Origin of the sequence: Rhizocola hellebori (assembly GCF_016862955.1) — a bacterium.
Lineage (GTDB): Bacteria > Actinomycetota > Actinomycetes > Mycobacteriales > Micromonosporaceae > Rhizocola > Rhizocola hellebori.
In genome coordinates this window covers 44,164-56,207 of record NZ_BONY01000039.1, presented here as the reverse complement: position 1 = coordinate 56,207, position 12,044 = coordinate 44,164, and the positions used below count along the sequence as shown (strand labels likewise).

Here is a 12,044-nt window from a genome sequence, read left to right as displayed (position 1 = left end):
GGGCCATCGGGATGGCGCAGGTGAAGTCAGGCGATAACAGGGGGATAGGCGCGCTTAACAGCACCCGCACGCGGCTGTCCAGCCGCGGCAGCATCCGCGCGACACGGCCATTGCGGTGCCGTCGAGCGGGGTTTGGGTGCTGGCCATGGTGTTGAGAATAGCCTACATATCCTACATGCGAAATAGGAATTCCAAAGATTGAGACAGTTCGATCGCAATTCTGTGATATAGCTTGGCGATGCCAGTCACCGCCCGCTACGGCGATCCCGCCGCGAATCTCGGCGTGGACAACGATGTCCTGCGTCTGCAACTCGCACACCGCTCGGTGCGAAAGTTCGGATCCCGCGAGGTTACCGACGACGAGCTGACCGCTCTGATCGCCGCCGCGCAGTCCGCTCCGACGTCATCCAACCTCCAGGCGTGGAGCGTGGTGGCTGTCCGCGATCCGCAGCGCAAGGCGCGGCTGGCCGTGCTCGCCGGAAACCAGGCCTTCATCGCCCAGGCCCCACTGTTCCTGGTCTGGGTCGCCGACCTGAGCCGGGCCCGGCGGCTGGCCGAACACGCCGGCACCCAGGTCGATGCCGCGGACTACCTGGAGACCACCCTCATCGGCTTCATCGACACCGCATTGGCGGCCCAGAACGCTGTCATAGCAGCGCATTCACTGGGGCTGGGTTCGGTGTTCGTGGGGGCGATCCGCAACGCACCGGAACAGGTCGCCGCCGAGCTGGGGCTGCCACCCCACGCGGTAGCCGCTTTCGGGCTCGCCGTCGGCACCCCAGATCCCACCGAACAGGCCGGCGTGAAGCCACGGCTGCCACAAGCGGCTGTCGTGCATCGTGAACAATACGACGCCTCCGCCGACGCGCACATCGCCGCCTACAACGAAAGACTGGCCGCCTACAACAGCCGCTTCGGATTGGCAGGCAACTGGACCAGCCGAGTGCTCGACCGGCTACGCGGCCCAGAATCGATGGCCGGCCGCCACCGCCTCCGCGAAACCCTTGACCGTCTTGGCCTTCCCTCCCGCTGACATCCGCCCAGCCATGCGCTTGGCCGACACGGTGACCATCCTGCCCGCTGTGGCCGGTGGCGCTCTGGGCCTGACAGCCGCTTCCACCCCGGTGGCGGGCCGCCGTTTCTCCACGGCCCGCTCCTTTCTACGCCGCTGCGTCGTGGTCCCTCGCCGCCAGCTCCCGCGCGGCACATCCGTCCGTGCTCGGCCGCCCCCGACGGCTACGCCGCCGACCCGCAGGCACTAGCTCACCTCTCAAGCTCTCCGCGGCGGTGGCGGCGGTGCGGGCTAGGGGAGGCGGCCGGCGGCGATGATGCGTTCCAGGAACTGTTGGGTGCGGGGTTGCTGGGGTGCGCCGAGGACCTGTTGCGGGGTTCCCTGTTCCAGGATGCGGCCCTGGTCGAGGAAACATACGCGGTCGGCGACCTCGCGGGCGAAGGACATCTCGTGGGTGGCGATGAGCATTGTCGTCCCGTCGGCACGCAGCTCGCGGATGAGGCTGAGCACCTCGCCGACCAGTTCCGGGTCGAGCGCCGAGGTGACCTCGTCGAGCAGGATGAGCCTGGGCGAGTTGGCCAATGCGCGGACGATGGCGACCCGCTGCTGCTGGCCACCGGAGAGCCGGTCGGGGTATTCGCGTGCCTTGTCGGCCAGGCCGACCCGGTCCAGCAGGCGCATCGCGGCGGCCTCGGCGTCGCGGCGGGGCTGCCGGTGCACCCGTCGCGGTGCGAGGGTCACGTTGTCCAGCACGGTCAGGTGGGGGAACAGGTTGAAGGCTTGGAACACCATGCCGATGCGCTGGCGCACCCGGTCAGGGTTCACCCCCGGCGAGGTGATGTGCTCGCCGTCGAGGTGGATGGTGCCGTCGTCGACGGTTTCCAGCAGGTTGACGCAGCGCAGCAGCGTCGACTTGCCCGAACCCGAGGCCCCGATCAGCACTACCACTTCGTGTTCGGCCACCTCCAGGTCCAGGTCGTGCAGGACCACGTTGCCGCGGAACACTTTGCGCAACGCGCGGCAGGACAGCACGTTCATAGGGCGGCCTCGGCGGACTGGCGGCGGGCCGAGCGCAGGGTGACCCAGTCGGTCACCGCGATCAGCGGAATGGCCAGCAGCACGAAAAGCACGCCCGCCACGACATACGGCGTGTAGTTGTAGGTTTCCGCGGTCTGGATCTGCGCCGCCCGGATCGCGTCGATCGGCCCGGCGAGCGAGATCAGGCCGACGTCCTTCTGCAGGGCGACCAGATCGTTGAGCATGGGCGGGGTGACCCGGCGAATCGCCTGCGGCAGCACCACATGGCGCATCGTCTGGCGGTAGGTCAGGCCCAGCGAGCGCGCCGCCGCCCGCTGTGACGGGTGCACCGACTCGATGCCGGCCCGGAAAACCTCGGCCAGGTAGGCGGCGTAGACGATGACCAGCGCCAGCCCACCCAGCACCAGGAGGGGTGGCGTGCCTTTCAGGCGCAGACCTGGTACCCCAAAAGTCAATAGATATAAGACGATAAGCAGCGGCGCACCGCGGAGCAGGTAGGTGTAGAGCGCGGCCAGTGCGCGCAACGGGAAGAAGACCGGCGCGCGAAGGGTGCGCAGCAGCGCGATGGCCAATCCGACCAGCAGCGCGCCGATCGCGCAAAAGAACAGCAGCTGCACGTTGAGCCAGAGGCCGTGAAGGATGTCTGGCAACGCATCGAGGGCGATCGCGGGGTCCAAAAAGGACCTCCGCACCCGCGCCCAGCCCGGGGCGCCGGTGATCGCCACCGCGGCCAGCACGCCGATGACGGCGGTGGACGCGGCGGCGACGACGGCGGAAAGCACCGTTTGCCTTCGCCGGTAAGCGATCCGTTCCTGTTGCAGCTGGCTCGGTTGATAGGCGGTGGTCATGCCTCAGCCAAGCGTCGGCGCGCCGGAAACCCCGGCGAGCCACTTGGCCTGCAAGGAGGTCAGCGTGCCGTCCTGCCGCAGCGCGTCGACGGCCCGGCTGACGCACGCGGTCAGCGGGGAACCCTTGTCCAGCACCAGAGCGAACTGCTCCGGCTGCCCGGACGGCTGCGGCACCTGGCCGACGATGACGCCGTTGTCCAGCTCCGCGGCCGTCATGAAGAACGCGGTCGGCAGATCGACAACTATCCCGTCCACGGTTCCGTTGCCCAGCTGTTGCTTGGCATCGTCGTTGTTGTTGAACACGGCCGGTGCCGTAGCGGGTTTGATGACCTCGGTGATCGCCCGATAGCTGGTCGTGCCCACCTGTGCGCCGAGTTTGGCATTCTTCAGCGCGGCAAGTGTTTTCGCACCGTCTATTTTGGAGCCCTTGATGGTGATGACGGTCTGGGCCACGTCGTAGTAGGCGGAGGAGAAGTCGACCGCGTTCCTACGCTCCTCGGTGATGGAGAACTGGTTGATGTCGAAGTCGAAGGCCTTGCGGCCCGGAGCGATGGCGCTGTTGAAGGTGACCCGCGTCCACACCACCTGATCCTTGGCATAGCCGAGCTTGGCCGCCACCGCATAGGCCACCGCCGACTCGAAGCCGTCGCCGCTTTCCGGTTTGTTGTCGGCGACCCACGGCGGATAGGCGGGATCGTCGGTGGCCACGGTCAGCTTGCCGGCCGCGACCGTGGCCAGCTTTGAAGGTGCGCAGCCGGTGTCGGCCGAAGCGGCGGGGGTGCTCGGCTCGTCCTGCGGCGCGCATGCCGCCAGCGCCACGGCGATCAAGACGGCAGCGATCCTGAGGGGTCGGGGACTCATCGCTTCACGTTGTCCTATCGAGCGGATTTATTCAAGGCGGCCGATGCTGGGAGCTGTTCTCCGGCCTCGATCGCCACCGGCAGGTGGTTCTCGGCCGGCGGCAGCGGGCAGGTCGCGTACTCGGTGTAGGCGCACGGAAGGTTGACCGCCCGGTTGAAGTCGAGCACCACCGCGCCGTCGCTTTCCGGGGCGTTCACCTGCAGCGATCGGTTGGCGGCGTAAGTGGTGACCCCCGAGGTGGCGTCGGTGAACAGCACGCTCAGGCTGCCCGGCGTCCAGCCGTCGAAAGCGGTGAGGCTCAGCTGCCGCCCGTCGATCTCGAAGTCGATCCGGCCTGGTGCCTGGTAGACGTGCTTGAGGTCGTCGACGACCGACCCGACCGTCGTCGGCCGTGGCTCGTCGAACCGCACGTACCGGCCGGTGATCGCCCAGCGTGGATCGGCCGGGTAGGCCGGCGTGCCTGGGTAGGCGGTCAGTAGTGGATGTGACGGGTGCCGGGGCCGCACGATGTCGAAACCGCCGCGCCGGGCGATCTCGATGACGGCCTCACCCCACACCGCGTTTATCCCGCCCCGCTCGGCGATCGGCTCGAACCGGTGCTCGCCGCGGATGATCTCACCGGCCACGGCCAGCTCCTCGCCGTCGTCCAGATGGACCGTGACGCGGTCGCCGTCCGATGACCAGACCCCGGGCGCGTCGGGTAACAGCTGGGGCTCAACGGTCAGCCAGTGCACGCCGGTGATGGCGAGGAAGCCGTGCCGGTGGGCGCGGTTCGCCTCGTGCTTGTCATGCCAGGCACGCCATTCGTCTGCAAAGGATTCGGCCATGGTGATCACACTCCTTGCCGGGGGAGTCCGCAGGTGCCTAGATATCCTACTCAGAAGATAGGATTTGGAAACCCCCTGTGCCGGATCAGGTGTCGTATCTGGCGCGTGCCGCGATGATGTCGGCGGCGTGGTCGTTGGCCCAGTTCATCAGCGACCATGCCGTCTGCAGGAAGGTGCGGCCCAGATCGGAGAGCTCGTAGTCGACCCTGGGTGGGATGACGGGATGGACCGTGCGCAGCACAAGGCCGTCACGTTCCAGGTTGCGCAGGGTCGCCGTGAGCATCCGCTGGCTGACCCCACCGATGGCCCGCTTCAGCTCGGTGAACCGCAGGGTGCCGTTGCCGAGCTCGTTGACGACGGCAAGGGACCACTTGTCCCCGACGCGATCGAGGATCTCGCGAACCTGGCAGGTCTTCTCATCGTGCACCACCGGTGCCTGCATGGTTACCTCCGTGTGCCTGACGCAGAAAATAGTGCCGTCTTCCTCCGGACTCGATGGTTACTCACGATGGGGCTAGTAACCAAATGGAACCGAAAGGCGGGAGCATTGAGCACCGACGATACTTTTGATGAAGCGTTCGCTGCCGCGGCCGACGTGAGCCAGCTGGATCGAGCCGCGAAGTCACTGCAGGACAACGGGTTCACGGTTCACGTGGTGGACACGGCCGAGCAGGCCCGCGACTTGGTCATCGAGCTGCTGCCCCGGGACCAGGCGGTATTTACGGCGCTGAGTGAGACCTTGCGCATCAGCGGGATCGCCGCCGCGGTCGAGGAAAGCGGCGAGTTCGTCTCTGTCCGCCGGCAGGTGGGACAGCTGGCCGACGACGACGTTGACGGCAGGCTGCGGCTGGGCGCCACCCCCGATGTCGTCGTGGGCAGCGTGCATGCCGTGACCGAGGACGGGCGAATGGTGGCCGCTTCGGCCAGTGGCAGCCAGCTCGGGCCGTACTCGGCGGGCGCCCGCAGGGCGGTCTGGGTGGTGGGCGCGCAGAAGATCGTGTCCGATTTGGATACCGCGCTGCGCCGCGTGCGCACCTACAGCCTGCCGCTGGAGCGACGCAAATGGCAGGCGCAGGGCCATGATTCCTTCATCGGGAAATCCTGATCCTGGAGCGGGAGTTCCTGCCCGGCAGGGGGACCGTGGTGCTGATCCGGCACGCTATCGGTCACTGAAGCCCACCTGAAACGGCGGCGCAGCCGAGGCTGCGCCGCCGTCGCTGTTTTCAAGTCGCCTGGCGCATACTCTTGTAATCCTATTGGATTGGTGGGATATTCGTTCGTGTGGCCGGGCGGGCGCCTGCGGGTTGGCTCGCCAGGTATGCCGTGGGCAGCGAAGCTCAAGGCGCCCAACGCTTCACCATCTTCTGAGTCGAGAGAGCTCTCGGCTCAGATATCGATAACTATGGATTTAATGCGCGACTGCGCGCTGAGGAGGACAGGTTCTCCCATGAAGTACCGCATCAAATTAACGGCCGCGTTGGCGCTAGCGGCTGGCTTGGTGTTGTCTGCCTGCGGCGGGGGCAACGCAAACGAACCCGCGGCGGAATCCACCACCCTTTCCATCGTCGGCTTCGCGGTGCCGGAGGCGGCAAACAAGGCCATCGCCACCGAATGGAACAAAACAGCCGAAGGCCGTGGGGTGAAGTTCCAGACCTCCTACGGCGCTTCGGGCGACCAGAGCCGCGCGGTGGTGAACGGGCTCAAGGCCGACTACGTGCACTTCTCGGTCTCCAGCGATGTGACCCGGCTAGTCGATGCCGGGCTCGTGGATGCCAGCTGGAATACCGGCCCGACCAAAGGCATCGTCTCGTCGTCAATCGTGGTCCTGGCTGTCCGCCCGGGCAACCCGAAGAACATCAAGGGATGGGACGATCTGATCAAGCCGGGCATCGGGATCGTCACGCCCAACCCGGCGTCGTCCGGCGCAGCGAGATGGAATGCGCTGGCGGCATGGGGACACATCACCGCCAACGGCGGCACCGACGCGCAAGCGGCGGAGTTCCTGACCAAGCTCTTCGCCAACGTGGTCTCGCTGCCCGGAAGCGGCCGGGACGCTACGACCAGCTTCCTCGGCGGCACCGGTGACGTCCTGCTGGCCTACGAGAACGAGGCGATCCTGGCCACCCAGAGCGGGGAGAAGCTGGAGTGGGTCGTCCCGGACACCACCATCCTCATCGAGAACCCCGGTGCGATCCTGAAGAACGCCAACCCCAAGGCGCAGCAGTGGCTGAACTTCGTGCTGAGCAAGGACGGCCAGCGTCAGTTCGCCCTCAAGGGCTTCCGTCCGATCGTCGAAGGTGTCAGCACTAGCGACATCAAGGGCGTGCCGGACCCGAGCAAGCCCTTCCCCACCCCGAAGAAGCTGCTGACCGTGGCGAAGGACTTTCAAAGCTGGTCGGCGTTGTCCAAGAAGTATTTTGACGAGAAAGAGGGCCTCATCGTCAAGATCATAGCCGCCTCAGGCAAGGCAAAGTGACCTCGGCAACCCTTGTCACGGACCGCCCGGCGCTCAAGCGCCGGGCGGCTCAGGACGGCCGCCGCCTGCTGACCCGGGTCTCCGGCCTGGGTCTGGGGGTGGCCATGTTGTGGTTCAGCCTGCTGGTGCTCATTCCGCTCACGGCCGTGGTGGTCACCGCGAGCACGGGCGGGTGGAGCCAGTTCTGGCAGGCGATCACCAACGAGCAGACCATCGCGGCGATCCGGCTCACCGTGGGCACCGCATTGCTCGTGACGATCGTCAACGTGGTGATGGGAACCCTGATCGCGTGGGTGCTGGTACGAGACCGGTTCTTTGGCAAGCGGGCGCTGGAGGTGCTGATCGATCTGCCGTTCGCGTTGCCGACGATCGTCGCCGGTCTGGTGCTGCTGTCGCTCTACGGCCACAACAGCCCGCTCGGAGTCGACATCGCCAACACCCGTGCCGCTGTCTTCCTGGCCTTCCTTTTCGTCACGCTCCCGTTCGTCGTGCGCACGGTACAGCCTGTGCTGGCCGAGCTGGACAAAGAGGTGGAGGAGGCCGCGATGTCCTTGGGCGCCAGCCGGTTCACGGTCTTCCGCCGGATCATCCTGCCGGCGCTGACCCCGGCCATCGCCGCGGGCGCCGCGCTCTCCTTCGCCCGCGGCGTGAGCGAATACGGCTCGCTTGTCCTGCTGTCGGGCAATCTGCCCATGCGCACCGAGGTCACCTCGGTGCGGATTCTGAGCAGCATCGAGAATGACAATTTGGACAGTGCCGCCGCGGTCGCGACCATTCTGCTGGCCATCTCGTTCGCCGTCATCGTCATTCTCGACGTCATCCAGCGAAGGGTGGTACGTCGTGGCTAAGCGCCCGGGCCGCTATGCGCTGCGTTTGGTTGTGGTCGGTTACCTTTTCCTGCTCGTGGCGTGGCCGGTCTATCTGGTCGGCAAGAACGCTTTCGCCGATGGTATGGAAAACATCAACGGCATCCTGGAGGACCCCGACATCGTGCACGCGCTGGTGCTCACCGTGCAGGTGGCCATCATCGCCGTGATCATCAACACGGTGTTCGGCGTCGGGATCTCCATGTTGCTTGTCCGCTACCAGTTCCCGGGCAAGCGTCTGCTCAGTGCCTTGCTGGACATGCCTTTGTCGGTCTCACCGATCGTCGTCGGTCTTGCGCTCGTGCTGGTCTACGGCGGGCGAACCGGCTGGTTCGGCCCCGCGCTGGAAGGCATCGGCTTTCAGGTCATCTTCTCCACGCCGGGCATCGTCATGGCCACCGTGTTCGTGGCGCTGCCACTGGTGATCCGCGAGGTGGTGCCGGTGCTTGAGGAAATCGGTGACGAGCAGGAGCAGGCGGCGCGCAGCTTGGGCGCCAACGCCGTTCAGACCTTCCGGCGGATCACCTTGCCCGCCATCAAGTGGGGTGTGATCTACGGTGTCGTGTTGAGCCTGGCCCGGTCGCTGGGCGAGTTCGGCGCGGTCAAGGTCGTGTCCGGCAATGTGCTGGGGGAGACCCGCACCGCCACCTTGGTGGTCGAGGAGAAGTACCTCAACTTCGACAAGGGCGGCGCCTACGCCACGGCATTCCTGCTGGCTCTGGTCGCCGTGGCGGCAATCATCATCGTGTCCGTTATCCGTCCGAAGGAAGACCGTTGAGCATCGAGATCGCGAACGTTACGAAGCGTTTCGGAGGGTTCGTCGCCCTCGACGACGTGTCCGTGAGCATTCCGTCGGGACAGCTCACCGCCCTGCTCGGGCCCTCTGGCGGTGGGAAGTCCACCCTGCTGCGCATCATCGCCGGACTTGAGCAGGCCGACAGCGGCAGGGTGACCATCGAGGGCCTCGATGCCACCAACCTCCCGCCGCAAAAGCGCAATGTCGGCTTCGTCTTCCAGCATTACGCGGCGTTCAAGCATCTGTCCGTGCGCCGCAACGTCGCCTTCGGGCTGGAAATCCGTAAGCGGCCCAAGGACGAGGTTCGTGCTCGGGTCGACGAGCTGCTCGCCCTGGTGCACCTGCGGCAGTTTGCTGACCGGTTGCCGTCGCAGCTTTCCGGCGGCCAGCGGCAGCGGATGGCGCTGGCCCGTGCCCTGGCTGTCGAGCCGACGGTGCTGCTGCTCGACGAGCCGTTCGGTGCGCTGGATGCCAAGGTGCGCAAGGAACTTCGGGACTGGCTGCGACGCCTGCACGACGAGGTAAATGTCACCACCGTCTTCGTCACCCACGACCAGGAAGAGGCGCTGGAAGTCGCCGATGAGATCGTCGTGATCAACGAGGGCAGGGTGGAGCAGATCGGCTCACCCGACGAGCTCTACGACCAGCCGGCCAACGACTTCGTGATGCGGTTCCTCGGCCCGGTCACCCAGCTGGGACAGCAGCTGGTGCGCCCGCACGACCTGCAAATCCACACTGGCACAGCCGACCCGGCGGCGGTGACCGGCCGCATCACCCGGGTCACCCGCATCGGTTTTGAGATCCGGGTCGAGGTCACCACCGCCGACCAGATCGTCACGGTCACCCTCACCCGCAACGAATTTCTGTCCCTCGGTGTGCAAACCGGTGACACTGTTCAGGTTCAGGTCGCCGAGCAGGTCCACATCGGCGCCGCCTACCCGCAGACACTCGGTGCGGCATAGCGCACACCACAACGCCGGCGGTCCGGTCAGCTGGTGACCGCCGGCAGAAATCAGCGAAGCCGTGCATATCTCAGCTCGAAATGATTACGCTGTCCAGGCCATGCTGGCCATAGCCGCGTTGCCGGACAGTTCGGTCACCACCAGAGAACTGGCGACGATGCAGAACATCCCCGCCACCTACCTGTCGTCGATTCTGAGCGACTTGCGCCGTGCCGGTCTGCTCAAGAGCCGGTCGGGAACAGATGGCGGATATGGCTTGGCCAGACCGGCCGGGCAGATCAGCATAGGCGACATCATGAGGGCGGTCAGCGGCGAGCTTGCCAGCATCCGCAGCCGGCCGCCCCACACGATCAGCTACCACGGCGCGGCCACCCACCTGCCGGCGCTCTGGCGGGCCGTGCACGCGGCCACCAGCGAGCTGCTCGACAACACCACCCTCGACGACCTTCTGGACTCCCGCGAGCGCGCCACGGGCGGGCCGTGAATTCACCGCGCGGCAAGGGTTTGCGCCAGGTGCTCGATCACGTCGCGGGCATCGTCTGAGATGCCGTGGATGAAGGTGGACTTGCGGCGGCGCAGCACGGGCAGCCCCAGCGCGTAGAGCCCGGGGGTGGCCACCACGCCGCCGTCGTGTTGCAGGTGGCCCTTCGCGTCGAGCACGGGCAAATCGAGCCACCGGTAGTCGGGCCGGAAACCGGTGGCCCAGACGATGGTGCGGACCTCACCGCTTCGCAGATCGAGCTGTAGCCGCGGCGAGGCCGGTACCAGGGTCGGCTCGAAGCCTTCGCCCGCTTCCGCAGACCCGGCCCACGCGTCGAACGTGTCCAGCAGGCGCTGCAGTTTGAGGTCGGCAAGCGCGAACACGTTGCGCAGACCGCCGGAGAACAGCGCCCGGCCGTCGCGTACGGCGGCCAGCCGCCCGGTCAGCTCGATGCCCATCGCGCTGAGGGCGTTGAGGTCGAGCGTCGTCCGTTCGGGGGTGCCGACCAGTTGCGGCGACGGCAGCCGCCGCGCCCGGGCGAGGTCGTCGATCTCGTCGTGCCGCTGGTCCCACACCCCGGAGGAGTCCATCCACCACAGCACATCGCGGCCGCGGTAGGTGCGCGGCAGCCGCACATGCTCACCTACCGACAGGATGACCGGGCGGCCCGATCGCCGGATTTCGGCGGCCAGCTGCACGCCGGTGGCGGAGGCCCCGACCACGAGCACGCCGCCGTCGGGAAGGTGCGCGGGGCCTTGGTACCCAAAAGGAGTGAATTGCGTTAAGGCGGAAGGGACGGCTTCGGCGAGCGCGGGCACTGCCGGAAGGTTGCAGGCGCCGCTGGCGATAATCGCTGTGCGGCAACGGATATCGCCGTCATTGGTGGCCACCAGGTAGCCGTCGTCGGCGCGGCGCAGCGACGTCACCGCGACGGAAGTCCGGACCGGAGCCCGGCAGACGGCGGCGAAGTGATCGATGAATTTGATCACTTCGCCCATCGTCATGTAGCCGTCGGGGTCCGGGCCTTCGTAGTGGTGGCCGGGCAACCGGGTTTGCCAGTTGGGGGTGAGCAGGCGCAAGGACTCCCAGCGTTCACGTCGCCAGGAATTCGCGACTTCGCCGCGCTCGAGCACCACATGGTCGATGGAACGTTCGGTGAGGAAGTGGCTTGCGGCAAGGCCCGCATGTCCGGCTCCAATGACGACCGTCGTGGTTTGCTCGATGGCTCGGCCCTCCTCAGGCGACTTCGACGCTGACGTTCGTCGGGTTGGTCAGCGCGTCGAACACTGCCGAACGCTTCTGCGACTGGGCCACCAGCGCCTCGATCTCCTGCTTCGACGCGTCGGCGTCGATGGTGAAGGTCACCTTGATGTCGTTGTAGCCGTTGCGGACATCGGTGTCGCCGAGGATCCCGCGGATGTCGTGGTTGCCTTCGACCACCGACTCCACCGAGCGCAGCTGGATGCCGCGGTTCTGCGCGACCGAGGCCACGCCCGCGGTCAGGCAGCTGGCCAGGCCGACGAGGAGGTACTCGATCGGGGTGATGGCGTTGTCCTCGGCCGCGAAGACCTCGGGGTGGTCGGCGTCGAGCACGGTTTCGGTCTTGTGGCTCTGCTCCTGCCCGAGGCCGAAGAAGTTCTGGACCGTCGTCGTGCTGTGCACGCCTTTCTGCCATTTGGAGGTGGCCCGCCAGGTGAACTGGGCCGCCTCGGGCGCGTTCTTCAATGCCTCACGCGCGTCGAGCAGCGCTTGGACGTTGACTCCGTTATCGGCTGTGGTCATATCGGATTTCCTTTCCTCGCCTAATTCCTAGAAATCCTATCGGGTTGAACGACAATACACTGGCTTGGCCAATGGGGACTAGCTATGATCGCGCC

General features: G+C 66.4%; 14 protein-coding genes. 7 read left to right on the top strand and 7 right to left on the bottom strand.

The window, feature by feature from the left end; genetic code table 11:
- The first annotated feature begins 238 nt into the window (after positions 1 to 238).
- Positions 239 to 1,033, top strand: coding sequence for an NADPH-dependent oxidoreductase (locus Rhe02_RS28550; RefSeq protein WP_203911480.1), 795 nt, complete (start codon positions 239 to 241; stop codon positions 1,031 to 1,033).
- A gap of 270 nt (positions 1,034 to 1,303) precedes the next feature.
- Here the strand turns inward: Rhe02_RS28550 and Rhe02_RS28545 are convergent, their stop codons facing one another.
- From Rhe02_RS28545 to Rhe02_RS28525, 5 genes are all read right to left on the bottom strand, one after another.
- A complete protein-coding gene (locus tag Rhe02_RS28545; protein WP_203911479.1) occupies positions 1,304 to 2,050 on the bottom strand; it encodes an amino acid ABC transporter ATP-binding protein in 747 nt (248 codons plus the stop codon).
- Positions 2,047 to 2,898, bottom strand: coding sequence for an amino acid ABC transporter permease (locus Rhe02_RS28540; protein WP_203911478.1), 852 nt, complete (start codon positions 2,896 to 2,898; stop codon positions 2,047 to 2,049). The genes Rhe02_RS28545 and Rhe02_RS28540 overlap by 4 nt, the downstream gene beginning before the upstream one ends.
- Before the next feature lie 3 nt (positions 2,899 to 2,901).
- Positions 2,902 to 3,759 (bottom strand): ABC transporter substrate-binding protein, encoded by an 858-nt coding sequence (locus Rhe02_RS28535; RefSeq protein WP_203911477.1) that lies wholly within the window; start codon positions 3,757 to 3,759, stop codon positions 2,902 to 2,904.
- 14 nt (positions 3,760 to 3,773) lie between these two features.
- Positions 3,774 to 4,586 (bottom strand): DUF1684 domain-containing protein, encoded by an 813-nt coding sequence (locus Rhe02_RS28530; RefSeq protein ID WP_203911476.1) that lies wholly within the window; start codon positions 4,584 to 4,586, stop codon positions 3,774 to 3,776.
- A gap of 85 nt (positions 4,587 to 4,671) precedes the next feature.
- Positions 4,672 to 5,028: a winged helix-turn-helix transcriptional regulator gene (locus tag Rhe02_RS28525; protein WP_203911475.1), complete on the bottom strand. Its 357-nt coding sequence runs from the start codon at positions 5,026 to 5,028 to the stop codon at positions 4,672 to 4,674.
- A 105-nt stretch (positions 5,029 to 5,133) separates the two neighbouring features.
- Here Rhe02_RS28525 and Rhe02_RS28520 point away from each other — a divergent pair, with 105 nt between their 5' ends.
- The 6 genes from Rhe02_RS28520 (at position 5,134) to Rhe02_RS28495 (ending at position 10,170) form a co-directional block, all read left to right on the top strand.
- Positions 5,134 to 5,691 carry an LUD domain-containing protein gene (locus tag Rhe02_RS28520; RefSeq protein ID WP_203911474.1) on the top strand — a complete coding sequence of 186 codons (558 nt, stop codon included), beginning with the start codon at positions 5,134 to 5,136 and terminating at the stop codon, positions 5,689 to 5,691.
- Between the two features lie 342 nt (positions 5,692 to 6,033).
- A complete protein-coding gene (locus tag Rhe02_RS28515) occupies positions 6,034 to 7,062 on the top strand; it encodes a sulfate ABC transporter substrate-binding protein (RefSeq protein ID WP_203911473.1) in 1,029 nt (342 codons plus the stop codon).
- Positions 7,059 to 7,910, top strand: coding sequence for a sulfate ABC transporter permease subunit CysT (gene cysT, locus Rhe02_RS28510; protein WP_203911472.1), 852 nt, complete (start codon positions 7,059 to 7,061; stop codon positions 7,908 to 7,910). Before Rhe02_RS28515 ends, cysT begins: the two co-directional genes overlap by 4 nt.
- The gene (locus Rhe02_RS28505; protein WP_239124097.1) at positions 7,903 to 8,706 is read left to right on the top strand and encodes a sulfate ABC transporter permease; all 804 of its coding nucleotides are present in this window, start codon (positions 7,903 to 7,905) and stop codon (positions 8,704 to 8,706) included. The genes cysT and Rhe02_RS28505 overlap by 8 nt, the downstream gene beginning before the upstream one ends.
- Positions 8,703 to 9,686 carry a sulfate/molybdate ABC transporter ATP-binding protein gene (locus Rhe02_RS28500; RefSeq protein ID WP_203911470.1) on the top strand — a complete coding sequence of 328 codons (984 nt, stop codon included), beginning with the start codon at positions 8,703 to 8,705 and terminating at the stop codon, positions 9,684 to 9,686. The genes Rhe02_RS28505 and Rhe02_RS28500 overlap by 4 nt, the downstream gene beginning before the upstream one ends.
- Before the next feature lie 61 nt (positions 9,687 to 9,747).
- The gene (locus Rhe02_RS28495) at positions 9,748 to 10,170 is read left to right on the top strand and encodes an RrF2 family transcriptional regulator (protein ID WP_203911469.1); all 423 of its coding nucleotides are present in this window, start codon (positions 9,748 to 9,750) and stop codon (positions 10,168 to 10,170) included.
- Between the two features lie 2 nt (positions 10,171 to 10,172).
- On the opposite strand, the gene Rhe02_RS28490 is transcribed toward Rhe02_RS28495, so the two are convergent.
- Positions 10,173 to 11,366, bottom strand: coding sequence for a flavin-containing monooxygenase (locus tag Rhe02_RS28490; RefSeq protein ID WP_203911509.1), 1,194 nt, complete (start codon positions 11,364 to 11,366; stop codon positions 10,173 to 10,175).
- Positions 11,367 to 11,403: 37 nt separating this feature from the next.
- Complete coding sequence (locus Rhe02_RS28485) at positions 11,404 to 11,949, bottom strand: OsmC family protein (protein WP_203911468.1); 546 nt, start codon at positions 11,947 to 11,949, stop codon at positions 11,404 to 11,406.
- Between the last annotated feature and the right edge of the window lie 95 nt (positions 11,950 to 12,044).